Source organism: Providencia sp., assembly GCF_040396775.1.
GTDB lineage: Bacteria > Pseudomonadota > Gammaproteobacteria > Enterobacterales > Enterobacteriaceae > Providencia.
Genome location: NZ_JBEBNT010000002.1, coordinates 349,961 through 369,732, shown reverse-complemented (window position 1 = coordinate 369,732; position 19,772 = coordinate 349,961). Strand labels below are relative to the sequence as shown.

Below are 19,772 nucleotides of genomic sequence, written 5' to 3'. Positions count from 1 at the left end.
GAGCAATTACACCTTTTCCAGTTTAACGGCACATTTTTTGTAGTCCGTTTCTTTCGAAAGTGGGTCAGTCGCATCCAGTGTTAAGTTATTCACTAATTGCGCTGCATCGAAGAACGCCATGTACACCAAGCCTTTTGGTGGTCTATTACGGCCGCGAGTTTCAACGATAGTTGTCACATCACCACGGCGAGAAACCACTTTGACTTTATCACCACGACGCAATCCACGGTCTTTCGCATCGAGTGGGTGCATAAACACTAACGATTCAGGGAAAGCTCGGTGTAATTCAGGCACACGGCGGGTCATACTGCCGGTATGCCAATGTTCAAGAACGCGCCCTGTTGATAACCACAGGTCATATTCTTTATCTGGTGATTCCGCGGCTGGCTCAAATGGCAGAGCAAAAATCACCGCTTTGCCGTCTGGTTTACCGTAGAATTGGTAACCTTCACCCGCTTTAACGTAAGGGTCATTCCCTTCGCTATAACGCCATTGGGTTTCTTTGCCATCCACTACAGGCCAACGGATACCGCGAGCTTTGTGGTAAGCATCAAAGTCCGCTAGGTCATGGCCATGTCCACGACCAAAACCTGCGTACTCTTCAAATAAGCCTTTTTGTAAGTAGAAGCCTAACTCACGTGACTCATCGTTTAGCTGGTCATCTGCTAATTCGCTGATAGGGAATTTACTCACAGCTTCATTTGCAAATAAGACGTCGTACAACGTTTTACCGCGCAGTTCTGGTTTTTTCGCCAGTAACTCTTCTGGCCACACTTCGTCAGTTTTAAAGCGTTTAGAGAATAATACCATCTGCATTAAGTCAGATTTAGCTTCACCCGGCGCTTGAACTTGTTGACGCCAGAATTGGGTACGACGCTCTGCGTTACCATAAGCCCCTTCTTTCTCTACCCACATTGCGGTAGGTAAGATTAAGTCAGCAGCCAATGCACTGACCGTTGGGTATGGGTCAGATACCACGATAAAGTTACGCGGATCGCGCCACCCTGGCATACGCTCTTCGTTGATATTTGGGCCCGCTTGCATGTTGTTATTACACATAACCCAGTAAAAATTCAGCTTCCCGTCTTTTAAGGCACGGTCTTGTGCAACGGCATGTAAACCCACTTTTTCTGGGATGGTGCCCGCAGGTAATCCCCAAACGCCTTCCACTTTTTCACGGTGTTTTTCGTTAGTCACTACCATGTCTGCTGGTAAACGGTGTGAGAAAGTTCCCACTTCACGCGCGGTACCGCAGGCTGATGGCTGCCCCGTTAAGGAGAACGGACCACAGCCCGGCTGAGAGATTTTACCGGTCAATAAGTGTAGGTTGTACGCAAGGTTATTTGCCCAAACACCACGCGTGTGCTGGTTAAAGCCCATCGTCCAGTAAGAAACTACTTTGGTTTTCGGGTTCGCATACAGCTCGGCTAATTCAACTAACTGGTCTTTTGGTACACCCGTCATTTCTGCGGTTTTGTCTAAGGTATATTCCGCAACGAAGGCTTTATATTCATCCCATGTCATTGGTTCAGAGGCATCAGAACCTGCGTTTTTCGCGCTTTTTTCTAATGGGTGAGTTGGACGTAAACCATAACCGATGTCTGTTGCACCACGGCGTAAGTTAACGTGTTTGTCAAGGAAGTCCTGATTAACTGCATTATTTTCAATAATATAGTTCGCAATATAGTTCAGGATCACCAAGTCAGACTGTGGTGTAAATACAATGCCGTTATCCGCAAGTTCAAAGCTACGGTGTTTAAACGTAGACAGCACCGCAACACGTACGTCTGGGTTAGATAAACGACGGTTAGTAATGCGCGACCATAAAATCGGGTGCATTTCGGCCATGTTTGAGCCCCACAGAACGAAAGCATCTGCGTGCTCAATATCATCATAACAACCCATCGGTTCATCCATACCAAAAGTACGCATAAAACCAACTACCGCTGACGCCATACAGTGGCGCGCATTCGGGTCTAAGTTGTTAGAACGAAAACCACCTTTAAACAGTTTAGACGAGGCATAGCCTTCCCAAACTGTCCATTGGCCTGAACCGAACATGCCGATCCCTTCTGGGCCTTTTTCCTTTAATGTAGTTTTAACTTTTTCTTCCATGACATCAAATGCTTGTTCCCACGTAATCGGTGTGAATTCGCCATTTTTGTCATACTCACCGTCTTTCATGCGCAACATTGGCTGCGTTAAACGGTCTTTTCCGTACATGATTTTTGGTAAGAAATAGCCTTTGATGCAGTTTAGGCCACGGTTTACAGGGGCTTCAGGGTCACCTTGGCTCGCAACAATACGGCCATTTTGTGTGCCAACAAGGACACCACAACCTGTACCGCAGAAACGGCAAGGGGCTTTGTCCCACTTAATACTTTCTTGTTGACCAACGACCGCTTTCGCAATACTGGGTGTGCCAATACCTGCCGCCGCAGCAGCGGCCGCTATCGCATTGGCTTTCATAAAGCTACGACGACTGAGTTTCATAATCTTCCTCACCTTGCTCATCCTGCTGGTGGTACACCAGCGAAACATCTAGCACGCCTTCTAAATCGCGTACTAAATCAATAGTATCTAACAACGTTTTACTGCCTTGCCCTTCAACAACGACAATCAGTTTTCCATTTTCAGGGGCGCTAATCGCCACTTCACAGTTCGGAAACTGATTTATTTTTTCGGTCACAGCAGACATTCGTTCGCTTTTTATTTGTACAATCAAACTGCACACTTGGTATTTACTGTGCATGTTCATGCTCCACGGTAATGGCTGATACAGGGCAACCTGCAACACAGGCACCACAGCCTGTACAGCCTTGTGTTTCTATTTTTGGCTGGTAAATACCTGCCAGTGACGGGCGAAAAGAGATAACTTCAGGTTCACAACTGTCTTGGCAACGGCGGCATTCAATAGATTTAAACGCAAGGCAGTTCTGACCGATAGAAACGGTGATATCCCAAGGTTGGGCTTGTTGTGGCAGGAAAATAGGTTCAGGACAGGCGGTCGCACACGCGTAGCAAAAGGTGCATTCGCCACGTTTAAAATCGACAACAGGGTATCCGCCTGCGCCAGCTTGCAAAATGGTTGTTTCACAACTTTCCACACAAGCATTGCAGCGGGTACACTTTTCAATAAAGTGCGCTTCACTACCACTCCATGGCGGTCGAACCACTGGAGCGGCATTACGCCACGCACCAGTTAATACTCCCCGACGGGTGAGATCAACCATGTTTATTTCCTTTACATTGCCAACAAAATCGTAAAAAGTACTGATAAACCGCAGTTTTTATATGTGTATTATTTATGAGAAATATTAACGATAGAGGTTAGAAAAATACATACTACCTAGTGGGTAAAAGGAGTAATAACACCACTGACAACTGAAAATCACCGCATCCGAATTTTTGATAACATTTGAACATCAAAATGACTAAAAACAGGGAATATCGACAGTTTTTTAATTATTTATTAACAATCATTCAATATAGATATTTAATTTAGACGCGAGTTTTAATGTTCTAAGTTTAAATTAACACCAAAAAATACCACTAAAGTGGTAGATATTATGTCATTTTAGAAAAAAATAATTGCAAGTTTTTTGATATTACGCACGATTTATTTCTTATTTTACTTTGAAAAATAAAAAAAGGATTACACCAAATAATATTATCCTTAAAAATCAATTAACTAAATAAAACAAATCACGTTGGTAAAAATAAGAATCATTACTAAATGATTACCCTAAATGATCAGTTTAAAACTAGTCAATAATAACTATAGCAGTTTCTTTAATACTCCGTATTTATTAATTATCTGCATTCTATTTCTTTAATCCAAATTATCTTTTGATCAAAAACAATATTTTTTGTGTGGTTTTTTGTTACACATATACGTTGGCAATGTCTTGATAGCATCCATCTGCTTGCTATCAAACCTATATAACAAAAAAATACCCAAAATCGTTCGGGCAGGATTACCCCCTAAAATAATCGCTCGAAACATGAAGGGATGGTTGGCTCACATTACTCGAGGCCCTTTTTATGGCAAACATAAGAAATAATGTACTGTGCATACTGAGTCTAGTTGCAGGAATATTTCTCTTTACCTCTGTTCATGCACAAACCCCTACTCCGACTAAGGATGGCACCTCCACAATAAATACACGAAATGAAACTTTCGAAGCCGCTCACCCAGACCAATACCACTCTTGGCGAGCAACCTCTGAACAAGCTAACCGCGAAGATGCCCTCGCAGAAGACCCGCGTTTAGTGATTCTTTGGGCAGGATACCCATTCTCCCGTGACTATAACAAACCACGGGGTCATGCGTATGCCATCATTGATGTGCGCGAAACATTGCGTACAGGCGCACCAAAAGATGCACAAGATGGCCCTCTACCGATGGCTTGCTGGAGCTGTAAAAGCCCCGATGTTGCAAGGCTTATCCAAGAACATGGTGAGGATGGCTATTTTGAAGGTAAATGGGCAAAAGGTGGCCCAGAAGTCGTTAATGTTCTCGGTTGCGGTGACTGCCACAAAACTGACTCCCCAGATTTTGCGAAAGGAAAACCTGAGCTAACCCTAACACGCCCTTATGCTGAACGCGCAATGGAAACCATTGGCAAACCATTTGACCAAGCCAGCCGTTTCGATCAGCAATCCATGGTCTGTGGTCAATGCCACGTAGAGTACTATTTCTCTGGCGACAAAAAAGCCGTTAAATTCCCGTGGGATAACGGAACCAAAGTCGAAGAGATGGAAGTGTACTACGACAACATTGGTTTCTCTGATTGGACAAACTCACTATCTAAAGCGCCGCTGTTAAAAGCACAACACCCTGAATATGAAACATGGAGCGCGGGTATTCACGGCAAAAATAATGTGACCTGTATTGATTGCCACATGCCGAAACTGCAAAACGAAAAAGGCGAACTGTATACCAGCCATAAAATTGGTAACCCGTTCGATAATTTCGAGCAAACCTGTAGCAACTGCCACACTCAAAGCAAACAACAGCTGCAAGATGTTGTCGCAGAGCGTAAACATGCTATCCAAGAAATGAAAATCAAAGTGGAAGATCAGTTAGTTCGTGCTCACTTTGAGGCGAAAGCCGCTTGGGATGCAGGTGCAACTGAAGATGAAATGAAGCCAATCCTAACCGACATTCGTCATGCACAATGGCGCTGGGACTTAGCGATTGCGTCTCATGGTATCCACATGCATGCCCCCGATGAAGGTTTGCGCATGTTAGGTGGCGCAATGGATAAAGCCGCGGATGCACGGACTAAACTTGCTCGCCTGCTCGGTTCGAAAGGGATCACTCACGAAATTGCTATCCCAGATATTTCCACCAAAGAAAAAGCACAAAAAGCCATTGGTTTAGACATGCAAAAAATCAATGCTGAGAAACAAGAGTTCTTAAAAACTGTTGTGCCACAGTGGGATGAACAAGCTCGTAAAAATGACCTATTAGCCAAATAACCGCATTTGCCCCGATGATAAGGGGCAATACAACCAATGGAGTAATTATGAGCGTACTACGTTCGTTATTCACTGCTGGGGTGCTGGCAACAGGCTTATTATGGGCAGCTGCCGCCTCCGCTACACCTCAAATTGCTGAGGAAAATGCTGATGGCCGTTGGGTTGTCACACAGCAGCGCAGCGCTGATGGTGCATGCTTGGATTGTCACAAACCCGACAAAGAAGGCATGCACGGCACGCACTCAGAAGTGGTTAACCCAAACAATAACTTACCCGTGACTTGTACCAACTGCCACGGTAACCCAGGGCCTGATCACCGCGAAGGCGTAAAAGATGTTATGCGCTTCAATAACCCGATGTACAACGTGGAACAACAAAATAGTGTCTGTTTATCTTGCCACTTACCAGAGCAACTGCAAAAAGCATTCTGGCCACATGATGTCCACGTGACAAAAGTGGCCTGTGCCAGTTGCCATGATCTCCATCCAAAACAAGATACGATGAAGGTTCTGACTGATAAAGGCAAAGTGAAAATTTGTGTTGATTGCCACTCTGAGCAGCGCGACAACCCTGCTTTCAACCCAGCAGCGGTGAAATTGCGTAAGGAGCAGCCATGAGTTGTTCTCGTCGTCAATTCATTATTTATTCAGGAGCACTGGCGGCGGTAGGAGGGATAGCTGGCCACACTCTAGCTAACACCATGAAAATAGACGGCGTTCGCTACGGCATGATCCACGATGAAAATTTGTGTATCGGCTGTACGGCATGCATGGATGCGTGCCGCGAGGTTAACCAAGTCCCAGAGGGCGTTTCACGGTTAACCATTATTCGCAGTGAACCCATCGGCCAGTTTCCAGACGTCAAATACCGGTTCTTTCGCCATTCATGCCAACACTGCGAAAGTGCACCTTGTGTCGATGTCTGCCCAACAGGCGCTTCTTTTATCGATAAAACCACGGGGATTGTGGATGTAAACCCTGATTTGTGTGTGGGCTGCCAATACTGTATCGCTGCATGCCCTTACCGTGTGCGGTTTATTCACCCTGTCAATAAAACAGCGGATAAATGCGATTTTTGTCGAAAAACCAATCTGAAAAATGGCAAGCAACCTGCTTGTGTTGAATCTTGCCCAACCAAAGCACTCACATTTGGTAATTTGGACGATCCGAAGAGTGATATTTCTTTGATGTTAAAAGAAAAACCCACTTATCGATTCAAAATTGCACTTGGTACTCACCCCAAAATGTACCGAGTTCCATTCAAATATGGGGAGGTTAGCCAATGACAACCGCTTCTGCTTTCCATTTTGAATCACTGGTTTGGGACTGGCCTATCGCGGTTTACCTATTTTTAATCGGTATTTCTGCGGGCTTGGTTGTATTAGCCGTGTTATTGCGCCAGTACTACCCTAACGCCGCTGGCAGTGACAGCACCTTAATGCGCACGACCCTGATTTTAGCGCCAACCACCATTGTGCTGGGCTTATTGATTTTGATTCTCCATTTAACACGTCCATGGACGTTTTGGAAATTGATGTTTCATTACAGCCCAACCTCCGTCATGTCTATGGGGGTAATGCTATTCCAAGTGTATATGGCGGTCTTAGTGGTTTGGCTGGCTAAAATCTATGAAACCGAACTGATTGGCTTGCAACAAAAATGGCTGCCGAAACTTAGCATCATCCCTCGTGTTTTAGCGATGCTCACCCGAGTAATGCGCTTTCTCGATATCATCATGCTGGTTTTAGCGGTATTGCTGGGCGCTTATACCGGGTTCTTGCTATCAGCCCTAAAATCTTATCCGTTCTTAAACAATCCATTATTACCCGCTTTATTCCTATTCTCTGGAATATCGTCAGGAATTGCCGTGTCATTAATTGCATTAGCGTTACGCTATCGCAAAAATATTCATAACGCTGAATCGGCCTTTTTGCACCGCGTAGAAGGGTTTGTGATTTGGTTAGAGATATTCCTATTGGCGGCATTTTTTGTCGGCTTAGCCTTAGGTGATGACGGTAAAATTCGTTCATTAGTTGCTGCATTAGGCGGTGGATTCTGGACGTGGTGGTTCTGGATTGGCGTTGTTGGCTTCGGCTTTATTATCCCATTAGGCTTAAAAAAATGGGTGGATAAAAGCCACGGAGCAGCAAGAATTTTGCTGGTCAGTGCTGCAAGTTTACTCGGCGTATTTTGCCTGCGTTTCTTTGTGTTATATGCAGGGCAATTAACGGTTGCATAATTTATTTAAACGTAAAGGTGATAATTGGAACTAATACTCCCAGAAGTGGGTTTCATCTGCCTAGTGCTGGCGCTGGGTCTAGCCAGTTTCCAAGCACTATTTGGGTTTATTGGTCACTTCAGACACGTTCCGAGGCAAATGCCTCAGAACGTGCTTTGGACATCTTTGCAGTTTATCCTATTACTCAGTGCATATATTTGTTTAACCGTCAGTTTTATTAGCAGTGATTTTTCGGTGGTCTATGTTGCTCAACATAGCCACCGACTCTCTCCGTTATCCATTAAAATTGCCGCCGTTTGGGGTGGCCATGAAGGGTCGTTATTCCTCTGGTTACTGTTTATCTCCGCTTGGAGTACCTTATTTGCGTGGCGCTACCGCCAGCAAAAGCACCCATTATTCTCATTAACGCTCACCCTACTCGCCATTGTTAATGCGGCTTTATTGCTGTTTATCGTGTTGTACTCCGACCCTTTCGCGCGTATTTTCCCTCCTGCAATTGAAGGGCGTGATCTCAACCCAATGCTGCAACATTGGGGCTTAATTCTGCACCCCCCACTTCTTTATTTAGGTTATAGCGGGTTAATCTTAGTTTGTGCTTTAGTCATTGGCTCACTCCTATCTAATGCCTTTAATACAACAACCGCTTGGGTATGCTGGCGCTTCCTCGTACCAAGTTGGTGTATACTCACTCTCGGTATCATCCTTGGTTCATGGTGGGCTTATAGTGAATTGGGTTGGGGTGGATGGTGGTTTTGGGATCCTGTCGAAAATGCATCTTTACTTCCGTGGCTCAGTGCTACCGCACTCCTTCATAGCTTAGCCGCATCCCGTAAAAATGGCCTTTATCGCCATTGGTCCATGTTACTGGCAATTGCTACATTTATTCTTTCATTATTAGGAACGCTGATTGTTCGTTCCGGTATTTTAATGTCTGTACATGCTTTCGCATTAGATAATGTAAGAGCCGTCCCGCTCTTTATCTTATTCAGTTTTTTAAGCCTGACCAGCTTACTTATCTATGGATGGAAAGCCAAAATTGCTGACAGTGCAAACCAAGAAAAAACACAGCGTGAGGTTTATTTATTACTCACATTAATCCTATTTGTTGCTGTGTTATTTATTGTACTTACGGGCACCTTGTACCCGATGATTTACACACTATTTAGCTGGGGTAAAATTTCGGTTGGCGCACCTTATTTCAACCAGACTTTATTACCATTTGGCATTCTGATGTTACTGGTAATCACACTAAGTGCATTTAATCCGAATCAGAAAAAACATCATATTCTTTATATTGCACTTTTCTGTTTACTCCTTGGCCTAATGTTAGCACCACAAGGCGTTATTATCGCTATGGCGTGTAGTTTATTAACGGCTGTCTTATTGGTTTTATGGTTAAAACCCATTCAAACGATTCGCCAGCAACTACCTTCTTTATTAGCACATACTGGCGTGGTTATTTTTGCTGCGGGTATTGCCTTATCAGTCGGTAGCCGTCAAGAAACTAGCGTCAATCTAGCCGTTGGGCAAACCATCACATTGGCAGGCTATCAATTTAAATTTGCCGATTTACAACTCGCAGCACAGCCTAATTACACCACTGAAAAAGCCATCATCCATATTACTCAGGAAAACCAATTTCAACATAATTTAATGACCGAACGCCGTTTTTACCTGGCTCGTCAGCAATTAATGATAGAACCCGGTATTAACTGGGGATGGCTACGTAACTGGTATGTCGTGCTCGGTGAAAAGACCAGTGACCAACATTATGCAATGCGCTTTTATGTGCAAGATGGTATTCAATGGATATGGGGCGGTGGCATATTCATGTGCCTAGGGCTGTTATTTGGCTGGATTCGAGGGCGAAAAAAACATGATTAATCTCTTACGCGCCCTATTTTTATTATTGATTTCAATGGTCGCAAATGCGCAAATTGTCGATACTTGGCAATTTAATTCTGCAGAGGAACAAGAATATTCTTTGCAGATTGCCTCACAACTGCGCTGCCCTCAATGCCAAAATCAAAATCTATTAGAGTCTAACGCCCCTACCGCTGTCAGTATGCGCCATCAAGTGTATAAAATGGTGTTTGAAGGAAAAAACCAAACCCAAATAGTGCAGTACATGACGGACCGCTACGGCGATTTTGTCCTGTACAATCCACCCATTAATTTCACCACCGCCATTCTTTGGATATTGCCTTTTTTTGCATTTTGTCTGATTTCTTACTACCTAATGCGCGCCCTACGCACACAAAGAAGGCTGGAATCAACACAATCATCAGCAAATCAATCAGAGCAATTACTGGCGATGCCTGAAATAAATCCAAGTTTTACTACATGGAGTCGCAAGCTCAATACTCTACTCATCGTATTGCTCGTCGGGATCACTGCAAGCTATTTTTTATTACCCCGTTTTCAATTAACTTATAATGAATACCAACGTATTTCTGATCCTATAAACGCCTTTACACCATTAGAACAAGAGCAAAGTGACCTATTACGCCTACAAAATGATATTCGTCAATCCCCTGAAAACGGTGAACTTTGGGCCATTCTTGGGGAGTATTATTTATACCAAAATAGCTTTGATAATTCGTTAATTGCTTACCAGAGAGCCTTAAAATATACAGGTGAAAATGCACAACTATATTCGGCTATTGCTACTGTTTTATACTATCAAGCTGGCCAGCACCTGACAGATGATACTTTAGCCGTTATCAATAAAGCACTTAGCCTTGATAATAATGAAGTGACTGCGCTGATGTTACTCGCATCTGATGCATTCATGAATGCAAACTACGATAAAGCCATTCGAATTTGGCAAACTCTACTCGATAGCAATAGCCCACGGATTAATCGGGCACAACTTATTGAAGCTATTCAAATGGCAAATATTATGAATAAAAAATAATAATATTCTTATTCTAAACCCTAATAATACTAACGTTAGGTATTAATGCATGTTAATCTATCACTAAGTGATATTCTCCCTAAAAAGAATGACAATCTATTTAATTATGTAATTTTTCGTTTCTTATTGATTGTCATTATTTCATCCCTCTATTACTTAAAAAAAATTTATGCTAGATTTAATAAAATCAGCATTTCTTAATATTTACACGTAAAAAACAGTAGGTAATTTAGCCATATAGATTACATATACGGTTTGTATATTTTTCCTGTTTGCGTGTTCATTAGAAAAATTAAAATAACTACATACAGAAATAAACACTATGAAAAATAAAATATTTTCATTTTTAGTTGTGGGACTTATTGCAGGCGTATCCTTTATTGGTGGTGTTGCAAGTAACTACACCCCTGATTTAGATATTGTCTCTAAATCACAAAAAGCAGTGGAGGATTTTTTAGCTTTCCCGAAAACTGCGGAATACAAAAACGTTAAATATCATGAGATAAGAGAAACCTTAGACCATGGTATGCTTGGTTATGTTTGCGGTGAAGTCCTTATTTTCACCACTCAAAACTCTTACAGTTTTAAGCGATTTATTGTCAAAACATACCTACATCAGGACGGACGTAATGTAGTTTCTATTCCACTTATTGACAGTGATGAAAAAGAATTTCCAAATGATGACTTTAATATCCTTTGGAATAAATATTGCAACAGTTAACAAAGCGTAAATATTTAATTCTATTCATTTTAAATTTAACTTAAATACAGTGTGAAATAGATATATATCAAATATAGAGCTTACCCTTAATATAAATAGCTGCATATCATTTATAGATATTCACCTGTGTTTGAACAACAAGAAGGATAACCATTGATTCCAGCTTCTTGAATCGGTGGGCACTTAACTGAACCATAAGAGCAAAACACACAACAATCCCCTTTTAATGGTTTTAATAAAACGCCACAATGTTTACATTCATAAAACCATTGGCATGCATCCGTTGGCATTTCTTCCGTTTCAGACTTCCCACATTCAGGGCAGGTAATTGTCGACATTAATTCTATTTGTTGGTTGCTCATTCCCACTCCGTAACATTCCAGTCTCATTATTGTTTATCTTATGAGGATAGTGTGAATTTACCCTGATTTCCTTGAGCTAAATGCAGAACAGGATAAAAATTACTATTCTGATAGTAATTCGAAGCTGCTTGATATAAAGTCTTTCCCCTTTTTTCTTTGGTCACTTAATTTTTGGAGGCGAGATGTTTATTGGCTTTGATTATGGAACATCCAACTGCGCTGTCGCGATAATGGAAAATGGCGTCCCTAAACTATTACCTTTAGAGGGTAAACAGGCTTACATTCCATCGACGCTTTGCGCACCAACGAGGGAATCCGTCTCTGAACATTTATTTCGTCATTGCAAAATTTCACCATCCAATGATATTGGGCAACAAATTTTAAGAAGGTCGATGGCGTTTAACCAAGAAGAAGGCATTGATTTAGTCCCTGAAGACATTCTATTTGGCCAAGCTGCGTTGGATTTATATTTACGAGATCCTCGCGATGTCTATTACGTCAAATCGCCAAAGTCATTTTTAGGTGCTTCTGGTTTACATGAAACACAAATAAGCTTTTTTGAAGACCTGGTTTGCGCCATGATGCGCAATATAAAAGACACTGCTGAAATTAGCACACAAAATCCGATTTTAGATACCGTTATTGGACGCCCTATTAACTTCCATGGCCGTGGGGGTGAAACGGCCAACCAGCAAGCAGAAGCTATTTTATATCGCGCAGCAAAACGGGCTGGCTTCCATAATATTGCCTTTCAATTTGAACCCGTTGCAGCGGGTTTAGAATATGAGTCAACGCTAAATAATGACCAGATAATCCTAGTCGTTGATATTGGTGGCGGAACAACAGATTGTTCATTAATTCAGATGGGGCCAAGCTACCGCGGCTCTGAAGATAGAACCCAATCATTGTTAGCCCATAGTGGCCAGCGTGTAGGCGGAAATGATCTCGATATATATCTTGCTTTAAAGCAACTTATGCAGCTTTTTGGCATGGAGAGCCAATCACTTTCTGGGCTAAAAATGCCGTTTTTGCAATTTTGGAATCCCATAGCCATTAATAATGTGGAAGCACAAAAAGAATTTTATTCAAGACCGAATTTATTGGCACTTACACGTTTAAAACAAGATGCCAAAGAACCTGAAAAAATTGCACGATTGCTAGAAGTTTATAACCAAACATTAGGTTATAGCCTTGTTCGTAAAGCGGAAGAAGCCAAAATTGCCTTATCAGATAGCACTGAGTATTTAGCTCAAATAGCCTTAATAAATGAAGTGTTAGAAGTGAATATTCAGCAAGAGCAGATGGTTGAATCTATTGAATCACCAAAAAGTAAAATGATTGAACTGGTAAAAGAGGCTGTAATTCAAGGTGGCGTACAACCGGATGCCGTTTTTGTTACGGGAGGGAGTGCTCGTTCACCGATATTACACCAAGCTATTACTCAGGAACTGCCGAATATTCCGATTGTAAAAGGTGATGATTTTGGCTCCGTCACAGCAGGGTTAGCACGTTGGGCAGAAACCTGTTTTAAATAAAAATTGCGATAAATTGCGCAAAATTAATGCCGCACTCGGCGGCATTAATTAGAAACTATTTTTTTACTTTATGAACAATATCAAAGTACTTATCTTTGCTATCTTGTTCAGGGTAAATTCGGTAAGTATATTCTTCCGGTGTCACTGTCACGTTTTCAACAACACGGGTAAATAATACTTCACCTTTATCATTTTTCGCCGTTAATGAACGAGTTTTTCCGTTTTCATCAAATGACCAATCCCCTTTCATTTTCGGTTTGCCATCGAAAGTCGTCATATTAAATGTACCATCAGGGTAATACTCAGCTAAGCCAAAGAAATTAGCCACTTGCTTATCATCAGCGCTGACAGCTTTTTTATCTTGGTCCAACGCTTCCGTGGTTGTCCAAACTTTGCCGACCATAATTTCTTCATAAGCATTTAATTTATGCTCCGCGCTCTGAGCTTGACTCGCAGCTTGAGTTGTAGCGGCATGAATACCAAATGACATAGTAGATACAACAGCAAATAATGTAGGTACTAATAATTTTTTCATTTTCTTCCTCACAATTAACGCTAACAACAGAACTCATTTTATTTAGGTTAGCGACATGAGTCTTATTATCAAAATAGTATTACGTTTATTTACATGAAAACATTTTGTTACACGAAACATTCGAATTTTTAATCTAAAAATTATAGTTTCCATATGAGTTATTAATAATAAATAACGCCTATTTTAAACTTCACCAGCCAATAATTTATTAATTAACCAGTAACCCGCTTTACCTGGAGGACTATTTTTAGACCAAACTAAGTCAACATCAATCTTTCGTGGCCATAAATCATAATTAAGACTGACTAATACATCATGACCAAATTGTTTAACTAACCATGTGGGTAAAATAGCCCAACCAATGCCTTGCTCTGCCATTTCCAATAGCAATAAATAATTTGGTGCTAGCCAATTTTTCTCGCTGTTAATAATTATTTGGCTGCTGCTACTCAAGCGTAATTGGCGAGTCATGGTTAAATGTTGATAAGTCACCTGTTTTTCTAGCGCTAAAGGGTGTGTTTTTAATACATATAATCCGAGCTCACCTTGAATAGGCAGGCGTGAAAAAGAAATATCGGCAGGGTATTCAGTCCTCGACTCCATCATTCCAACATGGGCCTGCTGGTTTTGGATCATCTCAATAACTGCATTATTTTCCGCAATTAGAAATTCAAACTCAATATGGGGGAATTGCCTGTTTAACGTTGTTAAAATATGTTCAGAATGAGGTGGCTGATAAATATCCGAAAAAGCACAGCTTAATTGTGGCTCAATATCGGGCGATAACTCCACTCTTAATGCTTGCAAACGCTCATCGGCTGATAATATATCTTCGACCAAGCTCAACACTTTTTTTCCTGCCAGTGTTAACGTAGATTCACGCCCTTGACGGTCAAATAATGCAAAGCCCATATCATCCTCAAAACCACTAATTGTACTGCTAATCGTCGACTGGCTTTTATTGAGTTTTCTTGCTGCCGCAGAAAATGATTTTAATGATGCTGCTTCTACAAAGGTACGCAATGTTTCAATGGAATAATTCATAAGGTATCGGTTTTATCGATGGCTGCCATTTTGTATATATAGTAAAAATCACCAATAATTGCACCTGTTTTTTACCAATACATTATTTTGCTATAAGTTTGAGGTTGTTATGAGCAAGCATACAAAAACATTAACTGAACGAATTTTTCACGCAGTTTCATTCGAAGTCATTGCGATTGCAATAACTGCACCGGTCAGTGCATGGATTTTAGGACGCTCAATTTTCCAAATGGGAACAGTGGCCATCGTACTTTCCACACTTGCTATGTTATTAAACCTATTTTATAACATGCTATTTGACCGTTTTTGGCCTTTATCAAAAGGCCCAAGACCTGCAAAAGTGCGTATTGCCCATGCTGTTGGCTTTGAATTAAGTTTTGTTATCTTAGGTGTTCCAATGCTAGCTCTGTTATTAAACATGACGTTATGGGATGCCTTTATTTTAGAGGTTGGCTTTTTTGCCTTTTTCTTATTTTATACTTATGCGTTTAATCTGGTATACGATGTTTTACGCGTCCGCTGGTTTGAACGCAAAGACATGCAAGCTAAGGCCATTAAGCCAATAACAGAGCGCACCTAATTCCCTCTGAAACACCGAATATCAACATATTCGGTGTGTGAAGTTGTTGACAAAGCAGGATAAAAACGTGGTTTTTCCTGCTTTGTGTTATCAGCCGAAAATCAATAAATTGATTTTTCTCGTCTATTTTCAAAACCTTTCCAACCTGCAACCAAACCTAATCGGTTTGCCAGCAGTCTGAAACACCGAATATCAACATATTCGGTGTTTCCATTATTCTTCCTTCTATTTCACCAAACTATTCGCTCTATTATTGCAAAAAACTTCTTCTAATTAATTAATAGATGCGTTTTTTGCATTCAACATTTGCAGAAATGTCAATTTTCCCTTTACCTTTCATCACTTATATTTAGCGCATTAAAGAGACAAACACTTGAAGTCACAAGCCATATTGACTGGCTAAACTGTTTAAAGGTATTTAAATGAAAAAAATATTTATTTCATCTGCATTTTTTTTAATCTGTAATATGAGCGCACAAGCCGATATTCGCGCACATGAAAATGCAATTATTTCGCTAAAATTCACTGAAAATAATACGTCTTATGCAAACGAAGCCGCAATCGCAGCCCATGCAAAAGCCGCTAATTTACCTAAAAGTGAAATCAATGGAGTGGCTAAGCCTTTTTCGCAAATGAATGTTCATGAAAAAGCCATAACCACATTAAGTTTCACAGAAAATAATATGTCACCATCCATTTTGCGCCTGATGGCATCGCATATCCAAGCAGGCCAACTCCCTGCTGATAGTATTTCGGGTATTAGCAAGCCTATTTCCAAAATGGATAGCCATGAAAAAGCGGCGGTGGCATTAAGTTTTACCCACAACAACCAGTCCCCTTCGACTCTCTATGCAATGGAACAACATTTAATTCGGAGCCAAACAAAACAAGAAAATTAGTTATTATTGCCCTATCTCGATTTATCACACACTGTTCATATTCAAGGCTTAGAAGCTCTTCTAAGCCTTTATATTAAGTAATCTATCTTTTATCCACTGCACACAACTGATAACAACTAGCATTTGCAATTGATAATTATTTACATATAATCCGATTTATCATTTTTATTTATGATTATGAAAAAAACAATAAAAACTGAAAAGATCCCGAGGCTCTATGATAAATCGAAAAATCTTGATGCTTGCTTTATCAATTGCACTGCATGCTTTGGTTGTTGGCTCTCTAATTTATGCCACAACAACGTCTTTAACGCCAAAAAATCAAGCACAGTGGGAATCTCCAACTATTTCAATTGCACTCACTCAAGCTGAGCAAGAAAATGCCCCTGAAGAAGCAATACCAACGAATTCAGCACCGGAAGAAATAAAAATAAATTCAGAGGCTTTCGTCGAAAAAGCCGCGATTGTTGTGCCTAAAAAGCAGAAAAAAATTGAAAAAAAGACTGAGGAACCCATAAAACCTAAAGAAACTAGAACTGTAAAAAATGCTGAAAATCCTAAAAAGCCTTTAGAGAAAAAAACAATCCCCCAAACCAGTCTTGCACAACAACAAAAAGATGGCAGTCGTGTATCTTCCCAATCATTAGGAAGTAAAAGCCCAATAACACAACAAGTTTCAGGCTCCGAAGATAATCAATTAATCAATGCTTATCGTGAAAAACTACGCCAAGAAGTCGAACGTAATAAACAATATCCACGCCGAGCTAAAAAAATGAAAAATCGTGGAATAGCTAAGGTTCAGTTTCAACTTAACCATAACGGCGAAATTAGCTTAATTCGTTTAGCGAGTAGCTCTGGAAATGAGTTATTGGATAATGCAGCTCTATTAGCGGTACAAAAAAGTCACTCGGTCGGTAAACCACCTGTAGGTTTTGCACAATCCATTACACTCAATATTGAATTTAATTAATTTTTCAGCCTAACGATAAAATCAATTAACTCATGAGTCGAGGGATCTTCCATGTCTTACATATGACCGTTGGTATGGTCGTAGTGGGTTAAATATCTTTCATGAGTGGGATATTTTCCCCCTCTTCTCGTCGACAAGTATCTGATGATTCGTTACGATGATAAAAATAATGAAGAAATCAATATATTGGTATGAATATAAACAGCCCCAGCCCTTCAATTAAATTTTAAACTCAAATAGTTAACCCATTTTAATAATATTAAAAGACGAAGCGAATCAGTATGGAACAAAAACAATTAGATGATTTTTCACTGTGCATCCAAACTTTAGGTGCACTATTTTCCTATGACCCAGCGGATTCTCGTGTTAGCAAGCTGATTGCGTTATTTAGCACAAGTGAATGGCTGGCTGAATGGCCTCTCACTATGCATTATAATTGCCAAAAAATTGATCAGTTATTTCAAGGCCAAGCGAATCAATCTGAATCACTAAAAGAGGCCTATGAGCGGTTGTTTATTGGCCCTAAAGCGCTCCCTGCTCCGCCTTGGGGTTCTGTCTATCTCGACAAAGAAAATGTTCTATTTGGTATTTCTACTCTTGAATTAAGAGCTTGGTTGCGTAACAACCAAGTTAATATTGAATTAAGTGCCAGTGAACCAGAAGACCATGTTGGGTTATTATTTTTATTAACTGCGTGGGTTATTCAAAATAAACCCGAATTATTGAGTGACTTATTGGAAATTCATTTCTTACCTTGGGTATATCGCTACTTGGAAAAAGTGCAATTAGAAGGCGGCAGTGCTTTTTATGAAGCCACAGCCTTATTGGCAACAGAAACCTTAAAATATTTGCAGAAAGAAGTTCAATTAACGCCAGTAAATAAAGCACTCTATCTATAATATTATTTCTTCAATAGAAAGCGCCCTATAACATATTAGGGCGTTTTTTTTATTATGGATGTTGTTTCGGAATTCGGTAAGTATCTATTAAAAATGCAATGATTTGGCTTAAATCAGAGATATGAGACGTATCTTTATAAACCCCTGTTTGATAAGAAGAGGTGATACCTTCCGGTAATATTAAAGCAGGTAGAGATTGGTTCGCTTCACCACAAAGGCTCACTAACTCTTCTCGCGGTTTCTCGAAAGGAATATAACTTACCTCAATAAAATTGGCTAAGTTCGGGTTTTTGGCCAGTATTCCTTCTAACATTGTACAATCTGGGCAAAAAAAAGTTTCGCCTTGATAATTTTTGTCCGAAAAACCCATATCTAAAAGATACAATTTACATTTCATTGTCTTACCTATTTTAGTGAGGAGTAAAAATTAAGCCTTCTGGCTATAGCGTCGATAAAGCGTTATCTAAATCCGCCAATAAATCACTAATATCTTCACAACCAACCGAAAAACGTAGCAACCCATCTGTTACACCTTGTGCAATTCGTTCCTCTTCAGGGATACAAGCATGGGACATAATTTTAGGATAAGAAATAATTGACTCAATCCCCCCTAAGCTCACGGCAACCAAAGGAATACGAATCGCATCTAAAAATAATTTCACATTTTTTTCATTACCTAAATCAAAGGAAACAACCATTCCCCCATTTTTAGATTGTTGCATATGAATATGGTGATTTGGGTGTGAAACCAAGCCCGGATAAAACACAGTTTTAACTTTAGAATGCTGGTTAAGATATTCTGCAAGCTTTTGTGCATTTTCACTGGAACGTTCAACCCGCATAGCCATTGATTTTAAGCCACGCATAGTTAGCCAACTGTCGAATGGTGCAGCAATACTGCCAATAGCCACCGCGGATTTGTGTAACCATTTTGCATATTCGACGTTGTTTGTCGCAACGGTTCCTAAAATAACGTCACTGTGCCCATTAATAAATTTGGTGGCACTGTTAATAGAAAAATCAATACCTAATGAAATCACATCTGACAACAACGGCGTCATAAATGTGTTATCACATACGGTGATTAAATTATTCTCTTTTGCCAAGCCAATAACTGTATTTAAATCTGTGACTTGCAGTGTCGGGTTAGATGGCGTTTCTATGTAGAATGCCTTGGTATTTTCTTGTATTGCTTCTGCATAGTTTTTAGGGTCTGTCGCATCAACAAATGTCACTGAAATACCATAGCGAGGTAAAAATTCAGTCATTAACTGAAAAGTGCCGCCATAAATATTTTTGCAGGCAACGATATGATCTCCCTGACTAAACCCCAATAAAACCGCACTAATCGCCGCCATTCCTGATGAGAAAACCTCAGCAAATTGTGCATTTTCAATGGAGCAAATTGCTTCGCTTAGTGCATCACGAGTTGGGTTTGAAAAACGCGAATAAATATACGCATAACTTTCTTCAATATTACTTTGCGAATACGTTGACGATTGATACAACGGAATAGATGAACTTCCCGTGTATTTATCCGTCATTGGGTAACCGTGTATAACTTTAGTATTAATCTTCATAGGTACAT

At 40.5% G+C, this 19,772-nt stretch carries 20 protein-coding genes; 12 read left to right on the top strand and 8 right to left on the bottom strand.

Annotation, left to right across the window (positions count from 1 at the left end):
- Window positions 1–6 precede the first annotated feature (6 nt).
- From napA to napF, 3 genes are read right to left on the bottom strand one after another with little or no spacing between them, the layout of a single operon-like run.
- Window positions 7–2,493 (bottom strand): nitrate reductase catalytic subunit NapA, encoded by a 2,487-nt coding sequence (gene napA, locus ABWP91_RS04170; RefSeq protein ID WP_353242170.1) that lies wholly within the window; start codon window positions 2,491–2,493, stop codon window positions 7–9.
- Window positions 2,474–2,752 carry a chaperone NapD gene (gene napD, locus ABWP91_RS04165; protein ID WP_273803969.1) on the bottom strand — a complete coding sequence of 93 codons (279 nt, stop codon included), beginning with the start codon at window positions 2,750–2,752 and terminating at the stop codon, window positions 2,474–2,476. The genes napA and napD overlap by 20 nt, the downstream gene beginning before the upstream one ends.
- Complete coding sequence (gene napF / locus ABWP91_RS04160; protein ID WP_353242169.1) at window positions 2,742–3,233, bottom strand: ferredoxin-type protein NapF; 492 nt, start codon at window positions 3,231–3,233, stop codon at window positions 2,742–2,744. The genes napD and napF overlap by 11 nt, the downstream gene beginning before the upstream one ends.
- Window positions 3,234–4,044: 811 nt before the next feature.
- Between napF and nrfA the strand changes: the two genes are divergently transcribed.
- The 7 genes from nrfA to ABWP91_RS04125 all read left to right on the top strand — a co-directional run bounded on the left by nrfA (window position 4,045) and on the right by ABWP91_RS04125 (window position 11,360).
- Window positions 4,045–5,484 (top strand): ammonia-forming nitrite reductase cytochrome c552 subunit, encoded by a 1,440-nt coding sequence (gene nrfA, locus ABWP91_RS04155; RefSeq protein ID WP_353242168.1) that lies wholly within the window; start codon window positions 4,045–4,047, stop codon window positions 5,482–5,484.
- A gap of 47 nt (window positions 5,485–5,531) precedes the next feature.
- Entirely contained in the window at window positions 5,532–6,101 is a 570-nt protein-coding gene (gene nrfB / locus ABWP91_RS04150; protein WP_353242167.1) for a cytochrome c nitrite reductase pentaheme subunit, read from the top strand.
- A complete protein-coding gene (gene nrfC, locus ABWP91_RS04145) occupies window positions 6,098–6,769 on the top strand; it encodes a cytochrome c nitrite reductase Fe-S protein (RefSeq protein WP_219246318.1) in 672 nt (223 codons plus the stop codon). The genes nrfB and nrfC overlap by 4 nt, the downstream gene beginning before the upstream one ends.
- Window positions 6,766–7,722, top strand: coding sequence for a cytochrome c nitrite reductase subunit NrfD (gene nrfD / locus ABWP91_RS04140; protein WP_353242166.1), 957 nt, complete (start codon window positions 6,766–6,768; stop codon window positions 7,720–7,722). Before nrfC ends, nrfD begins: the two co-directional genes overlap by 4 nt.
- Window positions 7,723–7,746: 24 nt before the next feature.
- Window positions 7,747–9,606: a heme lyase CcmF/NrfE family subunit gene (locus ABWP91_RS04135; protein WP_353242165.1), complete on the top strand. Its 1,860-nt coding sequence runs from the start codon at window positions 7,747–7,749 to the stop codon at window positions 9,604–9,606.
- A complete protein-coding gene (gene nrfF, locus ABWP91_RS04130) occupies window positions 9,599–10,639 on the top strand; it encodes a heme lyase NrfEFG subunit NrfF (RefSeq protein WP_353242164.1) in 1,041 nt (346 codons plus the stop codon). Before ABWP91_RS04135 ends, nrfF begins: the two co-directional genes overlap by 8 nt.
- 322 nt (window positions 10,640–10,961) lie before the next feature.
- Entirely contained in the window at window positions 10,962–11,360 is a 399-nt protein-coding gene (locus ABWP91_RS04125) for a hypothetical protein (protein WP_353242163.1), read from the top strand.
- Window positions 11,361–11,470: 110 nt separating this feature from the next.
- Here ABWP91_RS04125 and ABWP91_RS04120 read toward each other — a convergent pair whose 3' ends face one another.
- Entirely contained in the window at window positions 11,471–11,722 is a 252-nt protein-coding gene (locus tag ABWP91_RS04120; RefSeq protein WP_353242162.1) for a GDCCVxC domain-containing (seleno)protein, read from the bottom strand.
- A gap of 182 nt (window positions 11,723–11,904) precedes the next feature.
- Between ABWP91_RS04120 and yegD the strand changes: the two genes are divergently transcribed.
- The gene (gene yegD, locus ABWP91_RS04115) at window positions 11,905–13,257 is read left to right on the top strand and encodes a molecular chaperone (protein ID WP_353242161.1); all 1,353 of its coding nucleotides are present in this window, start codon (window positions 11,905–11,907) and stop codon (window positions 13,255–13,257) included.
- A 55-nt stretch (window positions 13,258–13,312) separates the two neighbouring features.
- Here yegD and ABWP91_RS04110 read toward each other — a convergent pair whose 3' ends face one another.
- Window positions 13,313–13,792: a DUF4822 domain-containing protein gene (locus ABWP91_RS04110; RefSeq protein ID WP_353242160.1), complete on the bottom strand. Its 480-nt coding sequence runs from the start codon at window positions 13,790–13,792 to the stop codon at window positions 13,313–13,315.
- A gap of 183 nt (window positions 13,793–13,975) precedes the next feature.
- Window positions 13,976–14,836 (bottom strand): LysR family transcriptional regulator, encoded by an 861-nt coding sequence (locus ABWP91_RS04105; protein WP_353242159.1) that lies wholly within the window; start codon window positions 14,834–14,836, stop codon window positions 13,976–13,978.
- 109 nt (window positions 14,837–14,945) lie between these two features.
- On the opposite strand from ABWP91_RS04105, the gene ABWP91_RS04100 reads away from it, so the two are divergent.
- From ABWP91_RS04100 to dmsD, 4 genes are all read left to right on the top strand, one after another.
- Complete coding sequence (locus tag ABWP91_RS04100; protein WP_353242158.1) at window positions 14,946–15,416, top strand: multidrug/biocide efflux PACE transporter; 471 nt, start codon at window positions 14,946–14,948, stop codon at window positions 15,414–15,416.
- A 422-nt stretch (window positions 15,417–15,838) separates the two neighbouring features.
- Window positions 15,839–16,315, top strand: coding sequence for a PcoE/SilE family metal-binding protein (locus ABWP91_RS04095; RefSeq protein ID WP_353242157.1), 477 nt, complete (start codon window positions 15,839–15,841; stop codon window positions 16,313–16,315).
- Window positions 16,316–16,532: 217 nt separating this feature from the next.
- The gene (locus tag ABWP91_RS04090) at window positions 16,533–17,285 is read left to right on the top strand and encodes an energy transducer TonB (RefSeq protein WP_353242156.1); all 753 of its coding nucleotides are present in this window, start codon (window positions 16,533–16,535) and stop codon (window positions 17,283–17,285) included.
- Window positions 17,286–17,566: 281 nt separating this feature from the next.
- Window positions 17,567–18,184, top strand: coding sequence for a Tat proofreading chaperone DmsD (dmsD, locus tag ABWP91_RS04085; protein ID WP_353242155.1), 618 nt, complete (start codon window positions 17,567–17,569; stop codon window positions 18,182–18,184).
- A gap of 52 nt (window positions 18,185–18,236) precedes the next feature.
- Here dmsD and ABWP91_RS04080 read toward each other — a convergent pair whose 3' ends face one another.
- Both ABWP91_RS04080 and ABWP91_RS04075 read right to left on the bottom strand, forming a co-directional pair.
- Window positions 18,237–18,581 (bottom strand): DUF3088 family protein, encoded by a 345-nt coding sequence (locus tag ABWP91_RS04080; RefSeq protein ID WP_353242154.1) that lies wholly within the window; start codon window positions 18,579–18,581, stop codon window positions 18,237–18,239.
- 43 nt (window positions 18,582–18,624) lie between these two features.
- Window positions 18,625–19,764, bottom strand: a complete 1,140-nt coding sequence (locus ABWP91_RS04075; RefSeq protein ID WP_353242153.1) for a trans-sulfuration enzyme family protein — start codon at window positions 19,762–19,764, stop codon at window positions 18,625–18,627.
- Between the last annotated feature and the right edge of the window lie 8 nt (window positions 19,765–19,772).